This window comes from Solitalea canadensis DSM 3403, from assembly GCF_000242635.2.
Taxonomy (GTDB): Bacteria; Bacteroidota; Bacteroidia; order Sphingobacteriales; family Sphingobacteriaceae; genus Solitalea; species Solitalea canadensis.
Genome location: NC_017770.1, coordinates 3,581,485 through 3,608,146 on the forward strand (window position 1 = coordinate 3,581,485; position 26,662 = coordinate 3,608,146).

The 26,662-nt window shown below is 36.9% G+C and carries 19 protein-coding genes and 1 tRNA gene; 11 read left to right on the forward strand and 9 right to left on the reverse strand.

The window, feature by feature from the left end; all coding sequences use genetic code 11:
- Positions 1-25: 25 nt before the first annotated feature.
- From SOLCA_RS14870 to SOLCA_RS14880, 3 genes are all read right to left on the reverse strand, one after another.
- A complete protein-coding gene (locus SOLCA_RS14870) occupies positions 26-622 on the reverse strand; it encodes a 50S ribosomal protein L25/general stress protein Ctc (RefSeq protein ID WP_014681287.1) in 597 nt (198 codons plus the stop codon).
- A gap of 26 nt (positions 623-648) precedes the next feature.
- Positions 649-1,620, reverse strand: coding sequence for a ribose-phosphate pyrophosphokinase (locus SOLCA_RS14875; RefSeq protein WP_014681288.1), 972 nt, complete (start codon positions 1,618-1,620; stop codon positions 649-651).
- An 83-nt stretch (positions 1,621-1,703) separates the two neighbouring features.
- A tRNA-Gln gene (locus SOLCA_RS14880) sits at positions 1,704-1,774 on the reverse strand.
- 336 nt (positions 1,775-2,110) lie between these two features.
- Between SOLCA_RS14880 and SOLCA_RS14885 the strand changes: the two genes are divergently transcribed.
- Both SOLCA_RS14885 and SOLCA_RS14890 read left to right on the forward strand, forming a co-directional pair.
- Entirely contained in the window at positions 2,111-5,134 is a 3,024-nt protein-coding gene (locus SOLCA_RS14885; RefSeq protein ID WP_014681289.1) for a glycosyltransferase family 117 protein, read from the forward strand.
- Positions 5,135-5,332: 198 nt separating this feature from the next.
- Entirely contained in the window at positions 5,333-8,494 is a 3,162-nt protein-coding gene (locus SOLCA_RS14890) for a glycosyltransferase family 117 protein (RefSeq protein ID WP_014681290.1), read from the forward strand.
- 156 nt (positions 8,495-8,650) lie between these two features.
- Here the strand turns inward: SOLCA_RS14890 and SOLCA_RS14895 are convergent, their stop codons facing one another.
- Both SOLCA_RS14895 and SOLCA_RS14900 read right to left on the reverse strand, forming a co-directional pair.
- Positions 8,651-9,502 (reverse strand): endonuclease/exonuclease/phosphatase family protein, encoded by an 852-nt coding sequence (locus tag SOLCA_RS14895; RefSeq protein ID WP_014681291.1) that lies wholly within the window; start codon positions 9,500-9,502, stop codon positions 8,651-8,653.
- A 164-nt stretch (positions 9,503-9,666) separates the two neighbouring features.
- Positions 9,667-10,140: a lipocalin family protein gene (locus tag SOLCA_RS14900; protein WP_014681292.1), complete on the reverse strand. Its 474-nt coding sequence runs from the start codon at positions 10,138-10,140 to the stop codon at positions 9,667-9,669.
- Positions 10,141-10,374: 234 nt separating this feature from the next.
- Here SOLCA_RS14900 and SOLCA_RS14905 point away from each other — a divergent pair, with 234 nt between their 5' ends.
- Genes SOLCA_RS14905 through SOLCA_RS14915 form a run of 3 tightly spaced genes read left to right on the forward strand, consistent with a single transcriptional unit; the run spans position 10,375 to position 11,662 of the window.
- Entirely contained in the window at positions 10,375-10,878 is a 504-nt protein-coding gene (locus SOLCA_RS14905; RefSeq protein WP_014681293.1) for a BON domain-containing protein, read from the forward strand.
- 7 nt (positions 10,879-10,885) lie between these two features.
- Positions 10,886-11,257 carry a LysM peptidoglycan-binding domain-containing protein gene (locus SOLCA_RS14910; RefSeq protein WP_014681294.1) on the forward strand — a complete coding sequence of 124 codons (372 nt, stop codon included), beginning with the start codon at positions 10,886-10,888 and terminating at the stop codon, positions 11,255-11,257.
- A 48-nt stretch (positions 11,258-11,305) separates the two neighbouring features.
- The gene (locus tag SOLCA_RS14915; RefSeq protein ID WP_014681295.1) at positions 11,306-11,662 is read left to right on the forward strand and encodes a DUF488 domain-containing protein; all 357 of its coding nucleotides are present in this window, start codon (positions 11,306-11,308) and stop codon (positions 11,660-11,662) included.
- Positions 11,663-11,747: 85 nt separating this feature from the next.
- Here SOLCA_RS14915 and SOLCA_RS14920 read toward each other — a convergent pair whose 3' ends face one another.
- Positions 11,748-12,704 carry an acetyl-CoA carboxylase carboxyltransferase subunit alpha gene (locus SOLCA_RS14920; protein WP_014681296.1) on the reverse strand — a complete coding sequence of 319 codons (957 nt, stop codon included), beginning with the start codon at positions 12,702-12,704 and terminating at the stop codon, positions 11,748-11,750.
- A gap of 169 nt (positions 12,705-12,873) precedes the next feature.
- On the reverse strand, positions 12,874-13,266 hold the full coding sequence (locus tag SOLCA_RS14925) for a hypothetical protein (protein WP_014681297.1): 393 nt from the start codon (positions 13,264-13,266) through the stop codon (positions 12,874-12,876).
- A 204-nt stretch (positions 13,267-13,470) separates the two neighbouring features.
- On the opposite strand from SOLCA_RS14925, the gene SOLCA_RS14930 reads away from it, so the two are divergent.
- The 6 genes from SOLCA_RS14930 (at position 13,471) to SOLCA_RS14955 (ending at position 22,499) form a co-directional block, all read left to right on the forward strand.
- The gene (locus tag SOLCA_RS14930; protein ID WP_014681298.1) at positions 13,471-14,106 is read left to right on the forward strand and encodes an RNA polymerase sigma-70 factor; all 636 of its coding nucleotides are present in this window, start codon (positions 13,471-13,473) and stop codon (positions 14,104-14,106) included.
- 125 nt (positions 14,107-14,231) lie between these two features.
- Positions 14,232-15,209, forward strand: a complete 978-nt coding sequence (locus SOLCA_RS14935) for a FecR family protein (RefSeq protein WP_014681299.1) — start codon at positions 14,232-14,234, stop codon at positions 15,207-15,209.
- A gap of 55 nt (positions 15,210-15,264) precedes the next feature.
- Positions 15,265-18,879 (forward strand): SusC/RagA family TonB-linked outer membrane protein, encoded by a 3,615-nt coding sequence (locus SOLCA_RS14940; protein ID WP_014681300.1) that lies wholly within the window; start codon positions 15,265-15,267, stop codon positions 18,877-18,879.
- 18 nt (positions 18,880-18,897) lie between these two features.
- Entirely contained in the window at positions 18,898-20,334 is a 1,437-nt protein-coding gene (locus SOLCA_RS14945) for a RagB/SusD family nutrient uptake outer membrane protein (RefSeq protein WP_014681301.1), read from the forward strand.
- A 22-nt stretch (positions 20,335-20,356) separates the two neighbouring features.
- Entirely contained in the window at positions 20,357-21,223 is an 867-nt protein-coding gene (locus SOLCA_RS14950) for a zinc-binding metallopeptidase (RefSeq protein ID WP_014681302.1), read from the forward strand.
- Positions 21,224-21,239: 16 nt separating this feature from the next.
- Positions 21,240-22,499, forward strand: coding sequence for a DUF4302 domain-containing protein (locus SOLCA_RS14955; protein WP_014681303.1), 1,260 nt, complete (start codon positions 21,240-21,242; stop codon positions 22,497-22,499).
- 145 nt (positions 22,500-22,644) lie between these two features.
- On the opposite strand, the gene SOLCA_RS14960 is transcribed toward SOLCA_RS14955, so the two are convergent.
- Together SOLCA_RS14960 and SOLCA_RS14965 are read right to left on the reverse strand one after the other, a co-directional pair.
- The gene (locus SOLCA_RS14960) at positions 22,645-25,206 is read right to left on the reverse strand and encodes an SEL1-like repeat protein (protein ID WP_014681304.1); all 2,562 of its coding nucleotides are present in this window, start codon (positions 25,204-25,206) and stop codon (positions 22,645-22,647) included.
- A gap of 169 nt (positions 25,207-25,375) precedes the next feature.
- The gene (locus SOLCA_RS14965) at positions 25,376-26,662 is read right to left on the reverse strand and encodes a hypothetical protein (protein WP_014681305.1); all 1,287 of its coding nucleotides are present in this window, start codon (positions 26,660-26,662) and stop codon (positions 25,376-25,378) included.

Here is a 26,662-nt window from a genome sequence, read left to right on the forward strand (position 1 = left end):
TTTCAGGACCATTCAGAGATTAAAATTATTTTTTACCACCTTTAGTTGCTGCCGCAGCTTCAGCATCAGCCTGACGTGTAGCACGTGAAGCAAGAACTGAAACCATAGTATCAACTTTCGCATTTAAGATTTCAAGATTTTCTAACTTGATTTCTCCAACACGGATGTTCTTTCCTAATTCTAATTTGCTGATATCAACAGGAACATAATCAACGAAGTTTTTAGGTAAACCTTTAACTTTCAGTTTGCGGTATTTTTGATTCAATTTACCACCGATACGTACACCTGGAGAAGTACCCTCCAAACGAATTGGCAATTCCATAACAACTTCTTTGTCATCAAATAACTCTAAAAAGTCAACGTGAACAACAACGTCAGTTAGTGGGTGGAATTGAGCATCTTTTACAATTGCAGTGTGTTTTGCACCTTCGATGGTCAATTCAACGAACATTGCATCTGGAGTATACAACACTGGACGTAAATCTGCAGCGGATACAGAGAAGTGAGTTTGTTCTTTACCACCGTACAATACAGCTGGTACTAAACCCTCATAGCGTAACTCCTTAGCATCACGTTTCCCTACGTTCGATCTTTTCGAACCGCTAATAGCTATAGATTTCATTTGCTTAAATATAAATTATTAAAAAATTAAAATTTCACTGTTGCTTGCACACCGTCACCCATACGGAACAAATCGCTGATTGAGCCGTGCTCGTATACGTTTGCGATGGCTTTTGAGAATAAATCAGCTACTGAAAGTACTCTGATTTTGTCAGAAGCACGTTTCAAAGGAATTGTATCACAAATGATCAACTCTTCCAATACTGAATTCTCAATATTCTCATATGCTTTACCAGAAAGAACTCCGTGAGTACAAACAGCACGAACACTGTTTGCTCCCTTTTCTATTAATAAAGCAGCTGCTTTAGTTAAAGTACCTGCAGTATCACAGATATCATCAACCAAAACAATATCTTTTCCTTTTACGTCTCCAATAACCGACATTGACTCGATTTCATTGGCACGTTTACGTTGTTTATCACAAATTACTACTTCAGCGTTTAATGCCTTTGCAAAAACACGAGCACGAGCGGTACCACCCATATCCGGAGAAGCAATAGTCAGGTTCGGTAGCTTCAATGATTTGATATACGGAACCATGATAACAGAAGCGTCAAGGTGGTCAACCGGAATATCAAAAAAGCCCTGAATCTGAGCAGCGTGCAAATCCATCGTCATAATGCGGTGAGCGCCGGCCGCTGCTAATAAGTTAGCAACCATTTTAGCACCAATTGCAACACGAGGTTTGTCTTTACGATCTTGACGTGCCAATCCGAAATAAGGGATCACAGCAGTAATGTAGTGTGCGGAAGCACGTTTAGCTGCATCAATCATCAGCAGCAACTCCATTAAATTATCTGACGGTGCATAAGTTGACTGAATCAAGAACACATCGCAGCCGCGAACCGATTCATTATAAATAGGTTGGAATTCACCATCGCTGAAACGCGAAAGTGTGCTATCACCTAGCTCACGAGCACTGGCTTGAGCAATTTGATCTGCCAGGCCACTCGAAGCTGAGCCGGCAAATAACTTAACGGGATTAAAACGAGAAGGCATTTTTTTTAGCTAGCTTTAAAACTAAAATTGCGAAATACGAAATCTTTAAAACTCGTATTTCGCAATCACTTGCTTTTTTTAAGTAGCCCGACCTGGATTCGAACCAAGACTAAATGAACCAAAATCACTTGTACTACCCTTATACTATCGGGCTATCTCCTTTTAAACAACTCTCCGTTTAGGGATCGTTGTCGTTTGGGACTGCAAAAGTAGAAATCAATTTTATTTATGCAAAAACTTTTTTCACTTTTTCTGAAGGCTTTTTAAAACCTTCTGATTGTCAGTCTCAAATTTTTTTATTTCAAATTTTAAAAGAAGCCCTTCTGGCCTCTAAGCGGGTGCAAAGATAGTATTTACCTCCATTTTAAGAAATTGTTAATTAAAAAAACTAATAAAATTTACAATATCCCCGATCCTCCATACCATGAGCTACTGTTTAAGCGTTATTTAGAAATCTTCATCACGCCTACTGACTATCAACCTTTTAACTATGACAAACTACGCTAAACTAAACAATGTGCTTGGCTGGCTTGCTTTTATGATTGCAGCCATCGTGTATTCGCTAACCATGGAACGAACTGTAAGTTACTGGGATTGTGGAGAATTTGTAGCTTCTGTTTATAAACTCCAGGTTTGCCATCAACCGGGCGCTCCGCTCTATTTAATAATCAGCAAAATACTATCATTGTTATCGGGAGATTCAACTCAAGTTGCCTGGTGGATCAATTTAGGTTCCGTTCTTGCGAGTGCCGCAACAATTATGTTTTTGTTCTGGACCATTACCCACCTTGCAAAGAAACTCCTAAAAACCGATCAACAACTAGGCACAATTCAGTTAATCACCATATTTGGGGCTGGTTTTACAGGTGCCCTTGCATACGCCTTTTCCGATACTTTCTGGTTTTCTGCAGTGGAGGCCGAGGTATATGCCCTGTCATCGCTATTCACAGCCATTACTTTCTGGGCAATCTTAAAATGGGAAAACGAGGCAGATCAACCCAGAGCAAATAGATGGTTACTATTTATTGCCTACTTAATTGGGCTATCAATTGGCGTGCATTTACTCAACTTGCTGGCTATTCCGGCAGTTGGAATGGTTTATTATTTCAAAAAAATAAACAAAGGCTGGAAGGGAGCCTTGTTAACATTTGTTATATCCTGCCTAATATTAGTTTTCATTCAATATGGAGTTATCCCTGGTACAGTTTCACTCGCTGCAAAATTTGAGCTGCTATTCGTGAATGGAATTGCCCTTTCATTTGGAAGCGGGGTAACGTTTTTTATCATTTTACTAGCTGTTAGTTTTGCATGGATACTCCATTATTCATTCAAAAAGCAAAAGGTTTGGTTAAACACCGCTACATTATGTTTATGCTTTATTTATATCGGCTATGCTTCATATGCATTGATCATTATCAGGGCAAAAGCTGATACAAGTTTAAATAACACATCTCCGGACAATATATTCTCTTTTTTAGACTACCTGAACCGTGAGCAGTTTGGGGCCGGAGACGAGTTGGTTGTTGGGCCGACTTTTACTAGCAAAATTTATTATACTAAGTCTGACCAGAATATATACGTTAAAGGGGATAGCAAGTATGAAGTTGTGGGTAAAAAGTATGAGAAAAAAATCCCGGACGGACAGAAAATGCTTTTTCCAAGAATTGCCAACCAGAAGTATGAGAGTTTTTATCGTTCATGGCTAAATAAACCTTCAGGTAATCCCAACTTTGGAGATAACATCAACTACTTCACCACTTATCAGCTAGGTCATTTATACTGGCGCTATTTTATGTGGAATTTTGCAGGTCGACAAAATAACATTCAAGGTGAGGGCGAACCCAACAAAGGAAACTGGGTAAGTGGGGTTAAGCCAATTGACGCCATCGCATTGGGAGACCAAAGTCAACTCCCTCCTAGCATTGCTAATAATGAAGCCTATAACAGGTTATATTTTCTTCCTTTGCTATTAGGTATTGCAGGGCTTATCTATCAACTTAAAAAGAATAATAAAGACTTTATAGCCACTGCATTGCTATTTCTTTTTACAGGTATTGCAATAATTATTTACCTCAATCAAACCCCGCAGCAGGTACGTGATCGGGATTATGCTTATGCTGCTTCATTTTACGCTTTTGCCATTTGGATTGGATTAGGCGTTTTATTTATAAAAGATTTCTTGAGTAAGCGATGGAACAATGTAGCGATAGCTAGTCTTAGTTCGGCGATCTGCATGGTAGCGGTTCCGATTTTAATGTTGAACCAGGAATGGGATGACCATGATCGTTCTCAGCGTACACTTGTTCGCGATATTGCCAAAAACACACTCGACAGTTGTGCTCCCAATGCAATTCTTTTCGTTGCCGGAGATAATGAAACTTTTCCATTGTGGTATATGCAGGAAGTTGAAAACTATCGTCCGGATATCCGTATTGTCAATCTGCAACTAATTGGGATGGGATGGTATGGCAAACAACTATTAAAACCGGTAAATAAAGCTGCCGAAGTAAAGTTGTCATACACCTACAAGCAATTTGCCAACAGTAACAGAGACTATACCCCTTTATTTGATCAGCATATTAAAGATCCGGTTGAACTGCAGGAGTTATTAGATTTTATAGGAAGTGATGATGAACGAGCTAAAGCACAATTAGACTCAGGAGACTTTATCAATTACTTGCCAACAAAACAATTGAAGTTAACAGTTAATAAGCAAAAGATGGTTAACAATGGAACCGTACCTAAGGCCGATGAAAATAAAGTTGTTAATGAAATGGTTTGGCAATTACCGCAGGATATGTTACTAAAAAATCAATTGTTAACGCTAAACATTATCGCTAATAATATAGAGAATCGGCCGATTTACTTTCACCAGTTCCTGGGAGAAGAAGATTTTTGCGGACTCGATAATTACTTCCGCAAAGATGGAATCGTTTATCGTTTGGTACCAATTAAGGATGATGGAATAAACCATGGTATTGCCGAGAAAGGCAGCGTAAATACTTCGATCTTATATAGCAACCTGATGAATAAATATACCTGGGGTACTATAAACAATGGAAAAACATACATTGATCCTACTTTTGCGCGCAATGTAAGTTGGTATAGAGATTCCTATAATGTATTGGCAAAGGCACTATTAAACGAAGGCAAAGTAAAAGAATGTGAAAAGATACTTGATCGGATGGAACATGATCTACCCGTGAGCAATACTGGAATAGGTTTATCCCAATTTACCCGTCTTGATACCTCTACCTTATACTACAACTGCAAAGCTTTAAAAAAAGCAAATGCTATAGTACAGGACACCAGCGAGTATATTACTAAAGAATTAAATTACCTGTATGCTATCCGTGGCAAAGACAGCAAGTTTGTTGCTAATGAAGTGCAGACTGGATTATATATTTTGCAGTTATTAGCTGAAGAAAGCCGCAAACACGGACAAACTGCACTTAGTAACAAGATTGAAACAAGACTGGGTGAATTTGTTCAAAAGTTTGGCCTTAATGGATAAAACATAATCACAAGCGTTTTTTATCCTGTTGATTACTGCATTTAGTAATTTGAAAAAACTGAATAATATTCAGGAAACAACAAATGAGTCGTAAAAATCACTTGCGACTCATTTATTTTTCCTTACACCACAAAATAATTTCTAAATTCGGCGTTTTGAAATAGAGTAAAAATAAAAACCTTAGGTTGAACATAAATTATGACAAATTACACACGGTTAAATAACCTGTTTGGATGGATTACCTTCCTCATTGCAACTACCGTTTACACATTAACCCTTGAACCTACCGGAAGCTTTTGGGATTGCGGAGAGTTTATTTCATCAGCATTTAAATTACAAGTTTGCCATCAACCGGGAGCTCCTTTGTTCCTGATGATCTCTAAAGTGCTTTCTTTATTTGCCGGTGACGTTACTCAGGTTGCCTGGTGGACCAACTTTGGTTCTGCTGTATCGAGTGGTGCAACTATTATGTTCTTGTTCTGGAGCATTACACACCTGGCTAAGAAACTAATTTTTACTGAAGGCTCAACAATCAATGGCGGACAAACACTTGCTATTATTGGAGCTGGTTTGGTTGGCTCATTAGCTTACACTTTTTCAGATACATTTTGGTTTTCGGCAGTTGAGTCGGAGGTGTATGCCATGTCTTCATTATGTACAGCAATTGTTTTCTGGGCTATTTTAAAGTGGGAAAATGAAGCTAACGATAAACATGCTGATCGTTGGTTGATATTTATCGCTTACATGATGGGATTATCAATAGGTGTTCACTTGCTGAACTTATTGGCCATCCCTGCTCTTGCATTTGTTTATTATTTCAAAAAACACGAAGCAACAACGAAAGGTGTACTATTCACATTCATTATTTCTTGTGTCATTTTAGTTTTTGTACAATACGGACTTATACCGGGTACTATTTCATTTGCTGCTAAGTTCGACTTATTCTTTGTTAACAGCTTGGGAATGAACTTTGGTACCGGAGTTGTTGTGTTTGGAATTTTGTTTGTTTTACTATTAGTAAGCCTTCTTCTTTATAGCATTTCAAAAAGCAACATTCAACTTTATATTGCAGCTATCAGCTTAGGCCTTATTTTATTTTTGGGATGGGGAATTATTGCTGGCTTTTTATATTTAATCGCAGCTGCCGTTACACTATTCTATTGGAAACCAGCTGTTAACCAATACATTTTAAACACCGCTGTACTTTGTACAATGTTTATTATGATTGGTTATGCTTCTTTTGCAATGATCGTTATCCGTGCAAAAGCAAATCCTAACTTAAACAATAATGATCCTTCAAATGCCTATAGCTTCTTGAGTTATTTAAATCGTGAGCAATATGGCGATCGCCCGTTAGGTTTCGGTCCTTATTACTCTGCCGAAATGACTGGTCAGGAAAAAGGTGATATGATCTACCGTAAAGGCGATCATAAATATGAAGAAGTTGGTCAAAAACCAATTCCTGTTTATGATAAAAACAAGACTATTCCTTTCCCTCGTATTTATAGTGATGATGCAAATCACGTTCAGTTTTATAAAAGCTGGTTAGGAATTAAAGGGGAACCAACTTACTTTGACAACATAAGCTTCTTTGTAAGTTACCAGGTTAACTATATGTACTTCCGTTACTTTATGTGGAACTTCGCCGGGCGTCAGAATGATGTTCAAGGAGCAGGAAGTGTGCACGAAGGGAACTGGATCAGTGGAATAAAACCAATAGATGCTGTTCGCTTAGGCAACCAGAATCAATTGCCTAAGAGTATTACGGAAAACAAAGCTTACAATAGATTATACTTCTTACCATTGATTTTAGGATTAGTTGGTTTATTCTTCCAGTATAAACGTAACCTAAAAGATTTCTCAGTAGTATTTCTACTATTCTTTATGACAGGGTTAGCTATTGTACTTTATCTAAATCAAACTCCTTTACAGCCACGTGAGCGTGATTATGCTTACGCAGGATCTTTTTATGCTTTCACCATCTGGATTGGACTTGGTGTATTAGCAATTTATGAGTTCTTAGCTAAACGAATTAACTTAATGGCTTCTGCCGGAATCGCTACGGTGATTTGCCTGGTTGCAGTTCCGTATGTAATGGCAAAAGAAGAATGGGATGATCATGATCGTTCTAATCGCTACACTTCACGTGATCTTGCGGCTAATTACCTGAACAGCTGTGCTCCAAATGCCATTATCTTCACTTACGGTGATAACGACACCTATCCTCTTTGGTATTGCCAGGAAGTTGAGAATATCCGTCCGGATATCCGTATTGTAAACTTAAGTTTATTAGGTACAGATTGGTATGGTCGTCAGATGAAAGGTAAAATGAATGAATCTGCTCCAATAAAGATTTCATTAGATAATCATCAGTTTGCAGCAGGTATTCGTGATTATACACCTTTGTTTGAACAAAACATACAAGGTAATGCCGAATTAAAAGAGGTAATGCAGTTTGTGGGAAGTGATAGTCAGGATGCAAAAGCGCAGACCCAAAGCGGCGAGTATATCAATTACTTACCAACTAAAAACTTTAAAATTACAGTTGATAAAGATGCTGTGATCAAAAACAAAGTGGTTGATCCGTCTCAGTATAACAAAATTCTACCTGAGATTGACTGGACCTACCCTTCAAATGGTTTATACAAAAATGACCTATTAGCATTAGACATTATTGCTAATAACATATGGGAACGCCCTATTTACTTTGCTATTACTGTTCCAGACCGTAACTTCTATGGGTTACAGAAATTCTTCCAAAATGAAGGCTTTGCTTATCGTTTAGTTCCAATGAAGAGCGATTCAACAGAAGCTGTTTTAGGTCGTGAAGGAAGCGTTAACAGCAACATTCTTTATAATAACATTCACAATAAATTTAAGTGGGGTAATTATAACAGCGGTAAAATTTACGTTGATCCGGAAAGCTCACGCATGACCACAACTTGTAAGAGCACCTTCACTATTTTAGCTCAAGCCTGTTTAAATGAAGGCAAAATTGATTCTTGTGTGAAGACATTGGATAAAATGAATGAATCTATTCCATTCATCAATAATCAAATTGGCTATAATCTAGTACCAGATTTAATGGCAGCAGATCTTTACTATAAATCAAAAGTCCCTGCCAAAGCCAACAAACAGATTGAACTGGTAAATAACTTTATCACTAATCAGTTGGATTACTATCATTCATTAGGAATGCCTCGAATGGGTCGTTTTGGTGAAGAGATCAATTTCGGACTCAGTTTAATCCATGAACTTGCTGATATGGCTTCGAAAAATAACCAGCCAGCATTAGCTCAGAAATTACAAAATGAATTAAAAACACTAGAAGGTAAATTTAGCGCAGTGCTAGAAGAATAAACCTGACAGATAGATTTATAAAGAGAAAGGCCATACAGAAATTCTGCATGGCCTTTCTCTTTTATTTGTTTTGAAGTATTAAAAAGTTCTCAATGAAAATGTTTTTACGGTCTTGTATAGAACACATTCAATCTTAACTAAGCTCTCTTAATAAGATTAAAAACTTAATTTACAAACAACCGGAAAGTGATCTGATGGAAAACGTTGCTCTTGTGTATCAGTAAGAACACCGTATTTCAATACATCAAACAAACTATTTACAAAAACGAAATCGATACGTTCTTTTATCGGATCATTATATTTAAATGCATTAAATGTTCCATTCGGACCATAAGGTTTTGTTTTAGAGATCAGTTTTGCATCATTAAATCGCTCAGTAATTGTTCCGTAAGCTTTAGTTTCAGGACTTGAGTTAAAATCACCAGTAACAACTACCGGAATATTCCCTGAAACCAATTCTTCAATTTTTTCAAGAATTAATTTAGCAGAGTTTTCTCTCGCCTTCTCACTTATATGATCGAAATGAGTATTAAACATGAAGAATGATTTCCCAGAACTAATTTCTTTAAAATAAGCCCACGTACAAACTCTAGGATAAGCAGCGTCCCATCCTTTTGAAGGTTTCTCAGGAGTTGGTGAAAGCCAGAATGTACCTGTTTTGATTACCGAATATTTTTTAGTGTTATAAAAAATAGCCGAATATTCTCCACCATGCTTCCCGTCATCACGACCAGCACCCACATAATCAAATCCTGGAATTGAATCCAGATCCATCATTTGATCATATAAAGCTTCCTGTACTCCAAAAATATCAAAACCGTGATATTGAATAAGACCCATTACCCATTCTTTACGGTTTGGCCATGCATTAACTCCGTCAGATGCGATATTCAGCCTTAAGTTGTAAGTAGCTAAGGTAACTTCGCTCTTACCCTGACCGAACATAAACAAAGGATTAAGCAATAAAATAAGTAGAAGAAAGCGTTTAAGAAAGATAGTTTGTCTCATTATATGGAATATTAAAAATTACAAAAACAATATTCAGTTATTTTTTTATAAGTATAAGTATATATACAAATATATTACAACGCTCAAACTTAAAACATGACATTAAACTAAAAAAGCTACTCTACGTTAAATAGAATAGCTTTTTAGTCTGGCTGAACTATGATTTATTTAGTTATGGGCAAAACTGTGTTCATGACTACTTTTGTAGTAGGGCTGAATTTTCGATTTATGGTCGCCATACGATTATCATCACTAGGGCGCTTAAACACAAACTCATTATCGGTTAAGCTTACAATTTGAATTTCTTCACGAATTGAATCTCTGTGATCTGGAAGACCAACCGGGTAAGCAATATAAAGCTTGTTGTTGGTTTTCAAACTCCACTTGCCTTTATAGTTATAGACGGTGTCACGACTATTGATCATCTGTTTGGTACATGTAAAATCTTTAGAGAAATTGTAAGTCACTCTTGTAGTAATCATATATCCGTTTGCATTTCCACTATACTCCTCACCTTTCCAGATATAATTTGTTAATTGGTCAGCATCAACAATACCATCGTTATCATCACTTTTTTTACATGATGCAGCTACTGTAATTCCAATAATAAGCAGCAACACCCACTTAATTTTTTTCATTTGTCGTTTAAATTTAAGAGCCTAATCTATTTGATTGAGAGGTTTCTATTTTATACGCTGAGCAATGAAACTAGTTACATAATTTTTATAATAATCTAATTATCAATACTATATATAATCAATGGTGTTTTTTATTGCTTAATAAAAAATAAAAATTATTAATAATAAAACTTAAAACTATAGCATCTTTCCAAAAATGTTGGTAGATTGAATTAGTTAAATCATTATAAACTTATGCGCTCTAAAATCTCAAACTGGTTACCATCAGTATTGATACTGTTGTTAACAACCGCTATTTTAACCTCCTGTGGACCAAAAGATTCTGAAATTTCTTCAGAGGTAAATAAAACAATTACTGCTTATGGCCCCAACGTTAGTGCTACCGTTGAAAAAGGTGTAGTAACTCTAATCGGAGAAGTGAATGACGAAAGCAGTAAGACTGCCCTTGAAGCCTCTGTAAAAGGAATTAAAGGAGTTAAATCCGTTGTCAACAATACTACTGTAAAACCAGCTCCTGCTCCAGAACCAACAGTAACGATCAATCCTGACGATGTGCTAAAAACTACTATTGAAAATTCCTTTACACAAAAAGGAATTACGGGTGTTTCGTTTGCAATTGCCGATGGCGTAGTTACACTCACAGGCAAAGTAAAGAAAGACGATCTGATGAAGGTTATGCAAGCTGTAAATGAGGCAAAGCCTCGTAAAGTAGTTAATCAACTTACAATTGTTAAATAATAGAGACATGGCACTACAAGATAAATATAAAGAGCTGATAGATTTCGCCCAAAGTAATGGAGTAAGTGATTTATCGGTACAAGAGCAAAACAATGTTTTGTATGTTACAGGTACCGCTCCGGGAGATGGAATAAAGCAGCAGATCTGGAGTATTTATGAAAAACTGGATCCGGAAATGCGATCAGCAGATATGGTTCTAAACATCGGAGTTGCGGCAGGTGCCAGTACTACCTACACTGTACAACCAGGCGACAACTTGAGTAAGATAGCTCAAAAGTATAGTGGATTAACCTGGCAGAAAATATTTGAAGCCAATAAAGATCAGATTAGTAATCCGGACCTGATAAAACCCGGTCAAGTACTTAAGATACCTCAATAACAATTAAAAGCCGGCTTTAGTTCGCAGGGGCGGCTTGGCTTATTTATCATGGCAGTTATAACGATTAAAAAGATATATGCTCCTATTAACAAAGCTGACGGTTTTCGTGTATTTGTCGACCGACTTTGGCCCAGGGGTCTAAAAAAGGAGAATGCCCATTTTAATATATGGATGAAAGACATTGCTCCTACTCCTGAATTAAGAAAATGGTTTAACCATGAACCTGAAAAGTTTAATCTATTTGGGATTAAGTATAAGGAAGAATTACAACGTAACCCAGTAGTTCAGGAACTTTTGGATGATACACAAAACCATGCAACTGTAACACTGCTTTATGCCGCAAAGGATGAACATTGTAATCACGCGTTGGTATTGAAAGAATATTTGGAAGGATTGCAAGGTTAAAAATTACAAATGGAACCTCCTGAAACAAAGAGAGCCTGGATAAAAACCCAGGCTCTCTTTGTTAGTATAAATTTATAGCTAGTTCTTAATGCTCATTAACAACTCCCATTGACGAGAATTTATCGATACGTTCAGAAACTACTTTTTTAATATCTTTTTTAGTTAACGTTTCCAGATCTGAAACGATTTGTTGTTTTAAAGTAGACGCAATTGCAGCCGGATCATTTTGAGCTCCACCCAATGGTTCTTTGATGATACCGTCGATAAGTTTGTTAGCATACATATCATCTGCTGTTAACTTTAATGCATCTGCTGCCTTCTCCTTATAATCCCAGCTTCTCCACAAAATAGAAGAACATGATTCAGGAGAAATCACCGAATACCATGAATATTCCAACATGTAAACTCTATCGCCAATTCCTATACCTAATGCACCACCAGAAGCTCCTTCACCAACGATGAAACAAAGAATCGGAACTTTTAGTACCGACATTTCAAGTAAATTACGTGCAATAGCTTCACCTTGTCCACGTTCTTCGGCTTCAAGGCCTGGGTATGCACCCATTGTATCAATTAAGCAAACAACAGGAACATTAAATTTCTCTGCCATGCGCATTAAACGCAATGCCTTACGATAACCTTCCGGATTTGCCATGCCGAAGTTTCGGAATTGACGCTCCTTTGTATTTTTTCCCTTTTGATGACCAATAATCATTACTGGTTTACCATCAATCGTTGCAAAGCCCCCTACAATAGCTTTATCGTCCTTTACCGTACGATCACCGTGTAGCTCAATAAAATCTTCACACATCATCGCTATATAATCAAGCGTTTGTGGACGCTCCGGATGACGCGACATTTGTACTTTCTGCCAACCTGTTAAGTTATTATACACGTCTTTTTGTGTTTGATCTATTTTTGCTTCTATTTCACGTATGGTTGCCGAAAAATCTACTTTGGTTTTTTCTTGTGCCTGCTTAACCTTTTCCAGCTCTTCCATCAATATGGCAATCGGCTTTTCAAAATCAAAAGTTGGTTTCATTAATTTTCTTTAGTCTTTTAATGCTGTAAATCATTTATGGAAAGCGCTATTCTAAGATTTACTGTGGTTAAAATTGAGGGGTAAAAGTAAGAAACATTTTTAAAATCAATGTACTACTAACCCCCTAACAATCGTCTTAACTCATTACTTCAGATTAAACAGCTGACTATCAATGAGTAGAATCATACATTATGATTGCTTTATATTTTGATTGCCCTTGTGGTGATTTAAATGAATTAATGATGGTTGAAAGTTGATTACTCGTAACTTGGTTAGCTACAAAAGATATTTGCGCAGTATTTAACTCATAATTAACCTGAACTTTTACTACTCCTTTTTGCTTCTGCAATTCGCTGGTGAGCTGCTGAGCCTGTTTTCGTGTTAACCTGTCACCACTTATCTTTACAGACAATGAATCGGCACCTTGCGTTTTTTTGAATTTTACAGGATGAAGAACAACTACCCCTTTTCTCGACTGTTCGGGATAATAGCTATTAGCGGCTGACTGAAAACATATTGTTATCAGGATAACGAATGTAATGATGCTCCTAAATGTTTTCATAGTACGGAAGTTTAGTTTTCTGATAAATTAGTTTGTGCATTTATGATTATAATTAAACGAATTTATCCCTTAACTATTACATAGTTAATCTACTAAATATCTATTTAATTATTGTGGGATAGCTGCATATGTTTTGTTAGGCATCAGGTTTTTGTTAGTTTTGATTTTCGCGCTTTCTTCCGCCCACATTTTTAAGCTATAAGGATGACATCAGACAATGAAAATGGAGCATTATCCGATGAGCAAATAGCAGAAAGATTATTAGAAAGAGATCATTCGGTATTTACAAGCTTATACCGCAATTACTTTCAAAACTTATTAATGCTGGCTCATAAATATGTTAAGGATCAATTACAGGCTGAAGAAATCATTCAAGATGTATTTTTGCGGCTCTGGGAGAGTCCTATTGCCCTTGAAAATCCTGCAGCAATGCGCTCCTATTTATATAGAGCTGTTATCAATCAATCTATTAATCATATCAACAAGCAGAAAAACATTTCAAAACATCATTCTATTATTGCTGAACAATTAACAGAAGAATATATCGATACCCTTCATGAGGAAAATGAACTAAAACTGTTAATACACCGTGAAATAGAACTTTTGCCTGAGCAATGCAAAAAGGTATTCAAGATGAGTCGTTTTGATCATATGAAATACCGTGAAATTGCACAGGAACTTAATATTGCAGAAAAAACAGTAGAAAATCATATTAAAAATGCACTTAAAACCTTGCGTGAGCGTTTATTTATTGATACCGAGAATGGTAATAAACATTACTCTGTTCGTTTAAAAATGTCGATTGCATTTCTATTGCTTTGCGAAAAAACTCGAAACTAACTCCCTCCCACTTCTCCTCAAACCGAATAAAATAGGGCATTCTGAAAAAAAATAAAAAAATTATACCGTTTCTTTAGTGGTATGCCTACCCATTGTTTGTCTATATACTAAACACCAAAAGTTATATGGATATAAACAATAACATGCTGGATAAAATAGTGCAGTGGTTTAATGCTCCAACAAATAAAGAATTAGAGCAAGCGATCGCGAACTGGAGGAATGAATCAAAACAAAACGAAGAGGCCTTCCAGCAACTGCTAACCGTTTGGCAATTTTCAGAAAAAACCAAAGTTCTCGATCAAGTCCCTGTTCAACAGTCGACCGATACATTCTCGTTATTGCTTGAAGAAAACAGTTTATCACGTCAAAAAAGAACAAGAATTATCAGCTGGATTCGCAGTGCAGCAGCCGCAGCTATTATTAGTGGTGTTGGCTATTGGGCATACACTTCACAGGAAGTTAACTACCTTGAGAAAAACACATTGGCAGCTATAGATTCAGTTAGACTTAGCGATGGCTCAATGATCTATGTTGCGGCCAATAGTTCGATAAAATATCCTGAAAAACTTAAAGGAGGATTTCGTAAAGTCTACCTCAATAAAGGTGAAGCCTTTTTTAAGGTTGCTAAAGATTCATCACACCCTTTCATTGTACAAATGCATGAGGCAAGCGTAAAGGTATTAGGAACATCTTTTAATATAAATACCGAAGCAAGTTCAATTGTATTAAGTGTAAAAACCGGAAAAGTAGGTTTTACGCCCTCTAAAAGTTCTACCCAAACTATCCTGATAAAAGGGAGTGGCTTAGTATTTAATAAGGCAACCGGAACAATCAGTCCTTTTCAAACACAAAACCGTAACGAAGAAGCTTGGTTAACCCAACAACTTGTCTTCGAAGATGCACCGTTAGCAGATGTTTGCAAAAGCCTTGAATCCCACTACAATGTTAAAATTATCATCAAAGCCAACGTTTCTGACTATAAAAAGCTAAATGTAAGATTTGATAATAGTTCATTAACAGAGGTACTTGAAATACTCGAAGCAACTTATCCTATTACTATTTCAAAGGAAGGAGATAGTGTAATCATTAAAGGTATCCATTAATATAATAAAGAAGAAAAGAATCAGATTTAATAACCCCAATCTAATCCATGTAAAAATGTACAAAAACCAGAGAGCAAAGTTAAAATTGCTTTTGTTCTTATCTGTTCTGGCACCTTGCACAGCTATGGCAAAGCTCGACGAACCGATACAGGCAAAAGTCGACTCATTTGAAAAACTTCCTGACTTCCTTAAAAAGTTAGAAAAAAAACACAATGTAAGTTTTGTTTATGATGCTTCTGAAGTATCAAAAGATATAGATGTATCAGAAAGCAAAAATTTAAGCTTAGAATCAGCTTTAAAGCAATTAGAAAGTAAAGGCATTAGCTCAAAAATTATTGGAAATAAAATTATACTTAAAAAAATAGTAGTGCAGCCGGCTGAAGCTCACAAAGCTGATGTAATTATTATTAAAGGTAAAGTTACATCAAGCAATAAAAACGCAGAGCCGTTGGCAGGAATCAGCATTCTGGAAAAAGGTACTACAAATGGCACTTCAACAGATGGTGAAGGTAATTTCTCTATTAAAGTAAAAGAAGGAGCTACACTTGTTTTTTCAAGTATAGGTTTTAAAACGAAGGAAATAAAAGTTACTTCGGCAAATATCAACCTTAATGTTCAACTGGATGAAGATGTCAATAAATTAACCGAGGTTGAGGTTGTTAGTACCGGTTATCAACAGATTGATCGTAAATTATTTACAGGTTCGGCGGTTAAACTAAAGGCTGAAGATGTAAAAATTGCCGGGGTAACAGACGTTAGCCGTATGCTTGAAGGTAGAGCGGCTGGCGTATCGGTTCAAAACGTTTCCGGAACATTTGGATCTGCTCCAAAAATCCGCGTGCGTGGGGTTACCTCAATTACCGGTAACAACAAACCATTATGGGTGGTAGATGGTGTTACCCTTGAAGATATAGTTGATATCTCAATGGACCAGCTTACCTCCGGTGATGCCAATACACTTATTGGTTCAGCAGTAGCCGGCATCAACTCTGATGACATTGAAAGCTTCCAGATTTTGAAAGATGCTTCGGCAACTGCATTATACGGAGCCCGCGCAATGAACGGTGTAATTGTAATTACTACTAAAAGAGGAACCAAAGGCAAACCGTTGTTTTCTTATTCAGGAAATTATGCGATGAGTACTAAACCAAATTACTCTTCATACGATTTAATGAACTCTGCGGACCAAATGTCTGTTTATCTTGAACTTGACAGAAAAGGATGGTTGGGTATGAACCGCCTTACCAATAGTGGAAACTCAGGTGTATTTGGTAAAATGTACGATCAAATCAATGCCTATGATCCCGCCACCGACACTTATGGGTTAGCTAATAACTATGAAGCAAAAACCAACTTTTTGAAGCGTTATGCAATGGCAAATACGGATTGGTTTGATTTATTATTTCATAATTCATTAGCTCAGGATCATTCAATTTCACTTCAATCAGGGACCGAACAATCTCAATATTACGGTTCATTAGGTTTTTACGATGACAATGGATGGACTGTAGCTGACAATGTGAAGAGATACACCGCTTCAATGCGTGCAAATTATAAACTTTCTGAAAGAGTAAACCTCGGTTTAAACACTGTGGGATCAGTTCGTCAGCAACGTGCACCTGGTACTCTATCTCGTTTAAGCAATGTGGTGGAGGGCTCATATGAACGTAAATTCGATATCAACCCATTCAGCTATGCGTTAAATACAAGCCGCACTTTAACAGCTTATGATGAATACGGCAATTTGGAATACTTCAAACGCAACTTTGCTCCTTTCAACATTCTGAATGAAATGGATAACAATTACATCAATCTGAATGTAATGGACTTGAAATTCCAGAGTGATTTAGGTTGGAAAATCAACAAGAATATCCGTTATGATGTAATTGGTTCAGTGAGATATGTTAAAAGCAGTAGAAAACACAATGTTACTGAAAACTCCAACATGTCTGCTGCTTATCGTGCTGATGAAACTTCAACGATTCGTCAAAATAATCCTTACTTATATTCTGATCCGGATGATCCGAATGCAGAACCGTACAGTGTTTTACCCCAAGGAGGTATTTATTATCGCTTTGAAGATGAAATGACCAGTTATTACCTGCGAAACTCATTTAACTGGGACAAAACTTTTAACGACAAACACATGACCAACTTCTTACTTGGTCAGGAGATCAAATCTGCCAACAGAGAAAAAATGAACTCTAATGGCTATGGATACCAGTATAATAAAGGAGGAGTTCCTTATACTGACTATCGTATGCTTAAAATGCTTTCAGAAAACAATATTGATTATTATGGCTTAAGCCAGAATTATGACCGTGCTGTATCATTCTTTGCAACCGGTAGTTACTCATATAAAGGCAAGTATACATTTGGTGCAACAGGTCGCTATGACGGTTCAAACCAATTAGGTAAATCAACTAGTGCCCGTTGGATGCCTACCTGGAACATTAGTGGATCTTGGAACTTAACTGAAGAAAACTGGATGCAAAAACAGAATATTTTCAATCAGTTAACTCTTCGCGCTACTTATGGATTAACAGCATCTATGGGTAATGCCAACAACTCTGCTGTATTGTTAAAGAACATTGTTACCGATCGTCCTTTCTTAACTGAAAAAGAAAGTGCCATTATTATCGACGCACTTGAAAACTCAGACCTTACCTGGGAAAAGCAATACGAAACAAACGTAGGTGTAGATATGACTGTATTGTCTAATCGCTTAAACATTACAATGGACTACTATACCCGTAAAGGTTTTGACCTAATCAGCCCTATACGCACTGATGGTATTAGCGGTGAAACCATTCGTTTAGCTAACTATGCTGATATGAAATCTCATGGTTTTGAATTTGCATTCGGTTACACAGTTGTTAAAAACAAGAACTGGGATTATCGTGCTAACTTCACCTTTGGTTTCAATAAAAACGAGATCACAAATCTAAAGAGCCAGCCACGAATCTTCGACCTTGTACGTCAGGAAGGTGGAGCTAAAGAAGGATATCCGGTAAGAGGTCTTTACTCAATCGTTTCAAAAGGTTTAGACCCGGATAATGGAGTTCCGTTGTTTGTTAATGAAGAAGGAAAAGTGTCTAATGACGTTTATTTGCAATCTAAAGAAACTAGCTATCTTAAATATGAAGGCTCTGTCGACCCTACAACTACCGGTGGTTTAAGTAACAACATCCGCTACAAAAACTTCACATTAAATGTATTTTTCTCTTATCAGCTTGGCAATAAGATTCGTTTGAACCCTTATTACAGAATCGGAATGAACGATTTAGATGTAACATCCAATGAATTCTTTGATCGTTGGATGCAGCCTGGTGATGAGAAATACACTAACATCCCTGCTATTGCATCTAACATGCAAAATGAACAACTAGAGGGAACATATCCTTACAATAACTACAACTATTCAGATGCACGCATTGTTGATGGTGGTTTTGTAAGACTTAAATCGGTTTCATTAGCCTATAATCTTCCATCTCACTGGATGAAAAGATTCGGTATGAATGCAGTGTCTATCCAATTATTAGCAATGAATCCATGGTTAATCTATGCTGATAAAAAACTTAACGGACAAGACCCTGAATTCTTTAGTGCCGGTGGTGTTGCGCTACCAGTTGCAAAACAATACACCTTGTCTTTAAAAGTAAGCTTATAATACTAATTGATTTGCGTAATGAAAAAAACACTCATATATACTTGCATCCTTAGCACTTCAATGCTATTTAGTTGCAACAATTTTCTGGATCAATTGCCTGATAGTCGCTCTCCTTTAAATAATAAAGAACAAATTGCTGAATTATTAACGTCTGCATATCCAAAAGCAAGCTACATTGGATTTTGCGAGGTGATGTCTGATAATGCCGGAGAGGCTTCTGAAGGTTCATTTTATGATTCTAATGCCAGAGCCTTTGCCTGGAGCGATAATTATCAACCAGATGCTTATGATTCACCTCAAACCTATTGGAGTGCCTGTTATGCGGCAATAGCAGTAGCTAATCAAGCGCTTGAAGCAATTCCGGAGAACGATAAACTATACAATGCACAAAGAGGTGAAGCGTTAGTTGCCCGTGCTTACTCACACTTTATGTTAGTAAACTTATTCTCAAAGTTTTATGATCAGGCAACAGCAGGAAACGACCCTGGTATTCCCTATCTGACCAAGCCTGACACTAAAATGCTCACGAAGTATGATCGTAAATCAGTTGCTTACGTGTACGAAATGATTGAAAAGGATCTTGTTGCTGGGATGCCTTTGATTGACAACAATGAGTATAAAGTACCTGGATTCCATTTTAATAGGTCTGCGACTTATGCTTTTGCTACACGTTTTTATCTTTTCAAAAAAGATTATGATAATGCGCTGAAGTATGCACAATTAGCATTTCCGGGCAATACAATTGGAGATTATATGCGTCCTACAAAACTTTACAGGTCAAAAGATGCAGCTTATATCCGCGAAAACTTTACCCGTGCAAGCGAACCATCTAATCTTTTGTTAGGTGAAGCAGCTTCAATGTGGTACAGAATGAACAGAGCGTACACATTTGGAGTAAACAGCGAGAAAATTTCGAACATAATTACCGGTTCAAACGTTAATGGAGCCGCTTGGGCTATCAGTACTTATCAGGTATATGGAGATGGGGTAAAATTTGCGATCAAGTTCAGAGAACATTTTGTTACTACATCTATCGGCGCCACCACCGGAGAGCCTTATATTATGGCCCCATTATTTGTTACCGATGAAGTATTATTCAATAGAGCTGAAGCTAAAATCTATAAACAGGACTACGACGGAGCTCTTAATGATCTAAACATCTTCGTGGCAAAAAACAGTAATGCGACAAGCCCATTGACTTATCAGAAGATTGAAAACTTTTATGGCTCTGATCTTTCAAAAGAACAGGGATTGCTGGCTACCTTGTTAGATTTTAAACGTGTTGCATTTATTCATGAAGGTATGCGCTGGTTTGACAATATTAGATACAATATGCCAATTGAGCATGTTTATTATAATGGCTCCAGAATTCAGTTAGCTACTAATGATCCAAGAAGAATCATGCAGCTGCCTCCAGAAGCTACCTTATCAGGTTTGGAACTAAATCCACGGTAACATCTATTAAATTATTTAAGAAATGAAGAAACTATATAATTATATCTATCTCCTGGCTTTCTCAACAATCATTGTAACTGGTTGTCAAAAGGAGGATGATTTAGTAATGCCAAGCTTTGAACAATTGGAAGGTGAAACCTGGACTAAAACGGATCTGGATATATGGATTGAGCAACAGTTGGGGATCCCTTATAACATTGAGGCAAAATATCGTTGGGACAAGAATGAAGTTAAGCCAAACAAATCATTTATCCCACCAGATACAGCATCTGTACGCGAGGTATTTAATGTATTAATCAATGGAATGATTGACCCTTACGTTGAAAACGTAGGTTCTTATTTTGTAAAAACCTATTTACCAAGACAGTATGTTATTGTTGGCAGTTACGAATGGAACTCTAATCAGACAATCACATTAGGTACTGCCGAAGGTGGAAGAAAAATCACCTTGTATGGCATCAGAAATTATGTTGCTGCTAATGATCAAGGGTTAACCAGACAACTATTACATACGTTGCATCATGAGTTTGCTCACATCCTGCATCAGAATATAATGTATCCAAAAGAATTCAAGACCATTACCGGTAGTGAATACAGTGCCGATTGGAACAATTTATCACTTGCTGAAGCTTATCAAAAAGGGTTTATCAGTCAATATTCGCGCAGTAATCCGGATGATGATTTTGTAGAAATGGTGTCTATAATGCTTGTAAATGGAAAAGATTGGTTTGAGGCCCTATTGGCAAGCGATAAAACCAATGCGGATTCAAGAGCACTGCTTAGAAGAAAAGAAGCTATTGTAAGAAACTATTTCAGAGATGTTTATAAAGTCAACTTTGACGACTTACAAAATTCAGTGCAAAAAGGAATTAATGAAGGTATTTTTTAGACTTTAAGAAATTAACATGAAAAAACTAGCATTACTAAGCATTGCCGCCCTTTTTGCGATCTCTGCTTGTAAAAAAGACGACCATATATTTGATAAATCACCCGACGAACGTGTCAATGAATCATTGAAAGGTTATAAGCAAAAGTTAACCGAATCTGCTCATGGCTGGAAAGCATTTCTGTTTCCAAAAGAAGGAGGAGGCTACACGTTTATGATGAAATTTAATGCTGAAGGAAACGTAAGCATGACAATGGATTTCAGTGATGCATCTCTTTACAATCCGGAGGAAAGTACTTATCGCTTGCGTGCATTGGAAGCCCCTGCATTAGTATTTGATACCTATTCGCCGTACATACACCTTTTAAGCAATCCGGATAACTTCGAATCTCCTTCTGCTTACGAAACGGATTTTGAGTTCATCTTTAAAGAATCAAAAGGCGATACCATTAAACTGATTGGAGTACACTACAAGAATGAGTTATTGTTAGTTAAAGCAAATCAGGAAGATGATAACAAGCTGAAAAAGACGCATGAAGTGTTTGGCAATATGAATGGCATCACAACATACTTTAAAGATCTAGATGTAGACGGACAAAAGTATCAGATCACCTATTCAACTACTTTGCCAAGAAATATCAATTTCTCCTATATTGAAAATAGCCAGGTTAAAACATTTTCGACGGGGTATTACTTTAACGAAAACGGCTTGCAACTGGTTGAGCCTTTCAATACAGGAAAATCTGCTATAGCAGGATTAAACTTCACTGAATTCGATCCCACTACTCAGATTGTTAGCTTAATCACTAATTCTGGAAAAGCAGGTACCATAAAGGGAGGAACAGCACCATTACAGTACGATCTTAATACAGCTAAAGAATTCTATAATAATCCTTCAAATGGTTCTTACTGGATTTCGACCGGGGGATTTACAATTGACGGAGTAGCTGACGCTTATAATGTGCAATCAATCCCAGGCTTTAATTTTCTGTTGTTCTGGCCTAAGTACAACCCTGCATACAGCCGTCTTGGCTACATTGTAAATGGAGGCTGGGCTTCATACGGACCTGCTCCTATTGCTAAGTTCACTGAAGATGGTCTTATTTCATTTACAAGTGCCGGATCATTCGGAACTCCTCCTGCCACAATTAAACCAATTGTAGACAAGGTAACGGCTAAATGGATTGATCCGAGTGGATATTATGTTATTAAGACTGGTAACAAAACCTATGACCTTGTAAGCGCAAAAGACGCCAGAACATGGATCTCATTTGAATAAAGCTTTTATTATCTAAAAACCCTCTTCATACTCCTAATACGCAGTTAAGTTCCGGGCCGATTGTTGGTCGGCCCGACTTAGTTAGTGGTTAAAGAAAAAGTGCGGTACTGAATGATCAGTACCGCACTTTTTTTAAGATATCAATCTATTGGAACAGTTTTCCAAAGAAACCCTTTTTATTTTTTGCGGCAAGCTCCTTGGCGCCTTCCACATCTGCTGCTAAAGCTTCTTTCAGGTGTTGACGCGCCTTCACTTCATTTTTAACTTCAGGATGAGCAAAATAAAGCCGTGCTAACAACAAGTGACTTTCACTATCGTCCAAGCTTAAAGCCTTATTATAATAGTCAATCGCTTTATGTACATTTTCCTTACAACCTAATCCTAAAGCATAAAATTCTCCTACACGTTTGGTTGCATAGTCATAGCCATTGTTTGCATCCTCAAGGTAATACCTGAACGCATTGTTAAAATCGCCTTTTTGTTCATAAGTATAACCCAATGGTGTTACAGCCTCCTTATCTCCCGCTGTGTATACTCTTAACCATAAGTCCAATGTTTTTTCTGCATCATACTCATTATTTACATCATAATAGTAATAATAAGCAAGATTTTTCAACGCTTGCGTACTACCGTTATTAATGGCCAGGTTATACCAGTACTTTGCCTTGGCGTAATCAATATCGATACCAGTGCCTTTTTTATAACACTCAGCAAGATTATTCATAGCATCGGCACTACCTGCATCGGCTCCCTTTTTATACCACTGAACCGCCAAGGCCTCATCCTTATAAACTTCTTCAAATTCATATAAGTAGCCCAGGTTATTCATGGCATCCTTATTCCCCATCTCAGCAGCTTTACTATATAACTCAATAGCTGTATCAAAATCTCTTGCATCATTGGCATCCCATGCTTTTGTAAAAATATCCTCCGATTGCCTCAGCGGACTACTATTATTAGTTAAAATTTCTATTTCAGCAGCAGTGTAGTAATTAGAAGCAATGTCAAGATAACGGATTTCAGATTCCGCCTCGGCCTCTGTCAACAACCTAACTTCTCCATCATTTTCTATTATAAAAGCTTTGTTATCCTTAAACCCGATGCCAATGGCTGACTCAATATATCCCATTCTATTACTCATACTCTCAAATTCAGCTGGCAACATTAGCTTGTTATCACTCCTTATTACCCCCCATAAATTATCCTGTTTAAAGCTAAAGAAGTTGTTATTCAGCCAGGAAATCAATTCATATTCACATGGAATTCTCCAATCCGGATTCTTACCTGTATAGTATAGGCCATACATTTTCCCTTTTTTAACTATTGCGTAACCTCCGTTTGCTCGGGTTGAATTATAATGTGTTACTGTTGTGATCTTATCATAATCACAATCTAATAAAAACCCTTCATCGGCTTTATAGAAACCGGCTTTTTTACCATCCCGTACAATGAAGCACGCAAGAAGGTAGTCAAACGTTATTTTTGTGTACTTAACAGGCAGTAATTCATTCCCTTTGCTATCCTTTACTCCAAAAAGTTTACTCTTTTCGGTCTTTTCACTTACAATGTAAAATGTTGCCTCATTATAGGTAATCGCCTCAACCTCTTCAGATAAATAGGTTCCAATTGAAAAAAAATCTTTTGAAAGATAAATGGTCTTTTCTGCACCTGGTGCTAATGCGGTATAAAAATCAGTTCCATAATTATCGCTATCATCCAATTTTTCGTATTGAAAGTCGAGCTTAACTGTCCCTTCATTGTCAATAATTCCCCATAGGCCATTCAATTTCATCGCCCAGTACTTTCCAATCGGGACTAGGTAATGGGAATCTTCATAAATACATTCAACGACAATCTCTCCTTGCTTATTAATCAATCCACGTTTACCATTAATGCCAACTTGTGCATAATTAACATCAAAGTCGTAAGCATCATCAAATTTGCATTCTATTACTTCCGTACCTAAACGATTAATGTAACCAAACTTGTTATTATTATTAACAACTGCCCATCCTGAGTTGTCATCAAAGCCGAACATTTCGGTATATTGTGGAGGGAGGATAATGGTTCCCTCAGTATCTTTCAATCCCCAAAGCCCATTTTCTTCGAATTGTATGAGGTCATCTGTTTCATCCGGAAAGTACCCCGACTCAATTACTCCCCACCCGTAGTCATAAACCTCATAATTCAGCAAATCACGAAACTCTTTAAATGCACTAAACTTATCATTGAACATCGGCGTCAAGTTCAGAATTGCAGGATTATTTGCTTCTATGGCTTGCTGTATAATAGAATTGCTTAATGAAATTTCTTCCAATAAATCTTTTGCTTGCTCATGATGGGACTCATCACTCATGTTAAAAACATCCCAGGCATCAAGGTGGAAATATTTTTTATTGGCTTTATTATCGAGAAAGTTAAAAACCTTTTCTTTCGCAATCTCATAAGCTTCCACATTCGTAATCAGTTTATCTTTATGCGCATCTATAAACTCATAGAATCGTTTTAAAGCTTCTATCCCCGATTCTGTATCAGCATACAACCCTCCCTCTACACCATTATAAACAGGGGCCTGAATTTCAGGAGTATTCATAAACAGTGGATGGAAAAACAAAGGGAATTCGTATTTCCATTCCATCATCATTAAATCATCATGATTCTGCTCTGCAACTGTGGAAAGGTTGTAGAGATACATTCTATGCGACATAGTAGAAAAGAGGTTTGTTTAAGTGCAATTACAAACTAGCGTCTATAATTACTCAAAGTTAATCATACACTACTTTTATGGAAGAGTTGTTAATTATTTAGCAAGTTTTCAACAACTAATAATACTTGATAAATAAATTTTCGGGGGATATAAAAATGATAATCAGAGATTACAATCCAATAAAAATAAACGTTGAACCATATTTAATCAGGGTTGCAATGAGCCATAAGAAAGCCGCCATACCTAATAGTCCCCATGTTTTATAATCTTTCCAATACCAGTTCCAGAAACCTGGTAGTTCCCAGTACTTTATTATAGCAAAGACCACCAGAAATAATACCCCAATTGTAGAAAGCAACTGCATTGATAAAATTGCTCCTGCAAACATGCATCCTATAAAATAAAGCATACTAACTAGTTGTACATAAACATAATTACTAATGAGATCGCCGGAAGCTTCTTTGGAAGAAATGATCAATAGCCAACATGCCGATAGTACTCCCAAAGTTAACGGAATTGAACGGTGGATATTGGGGATAAACAAACTGATCACCCCTAAAATAATTGTTAGTGTTATATAGGGAAGTATTCGTGGATTTATCTTATTTAATTCATACGTAACGGGAAGGATTAAACGTCCGAGCGGACGACAAACTGAATAGACTAAAGGAATTGTATAAAATGTAATAAGTCCGATTATCACCAATTCGTAATAATACCATTCATCCGCTATTTTAGTTGTAGTTATAAAAAGAGCAACTGCAGTTGTAAAACATGGCACACAGATCTGAATAAATGTACTTCGGTTTGGAATCCATTCGGAACTACTATTAAATACCTTTTTATAACAAGCTTTAAAGTTCAATTCAGCCGCTACCAATTCTGTTACCTGGCTCCACAAAAGAAACAAGCCCACATGAATAATAATTGTTCGGATAGTGACATCCTTAATTGATGGACCAAACCATATTCCCGCAGCACCCAATAGAAGCAGTTCAAACGTAAGCATTCGAGGTGCAAACAGAATTTTAAATAATGGGGCAAATATCCGGAGGAAAAACACGGAAATAACACTCCAGTATTTATAAATAAGCATGATAATGGCGTATGCAGCAATAAGCGATGCAAAGCTTAGAATTAACCCTGTTGCAGTAAACAACCTCTCCAAAAACCGGAATGAAGAAGGTTTCTTTACCTTATAAACCAGTTCAACATTCATTAGCAATTCATTGGCTAATGAATCTCGCTGAGCATTAGCCAAATGAGGCATTAATTGTTTATGTTGAGTCCAGAAGTTTTCAGCCTGAGGTGCTGATGCAAGTTTTTTGAGTGTTCCGTACTGATATAGAACCGTTTTCTGATCAGCTGATAACGAATCGATTAATTGAGGCCGATCATTGGAAAAAGTTCTCGTTGAAAGGCATAAAAGGACCAAAATTAACAATAGCGATCTCAT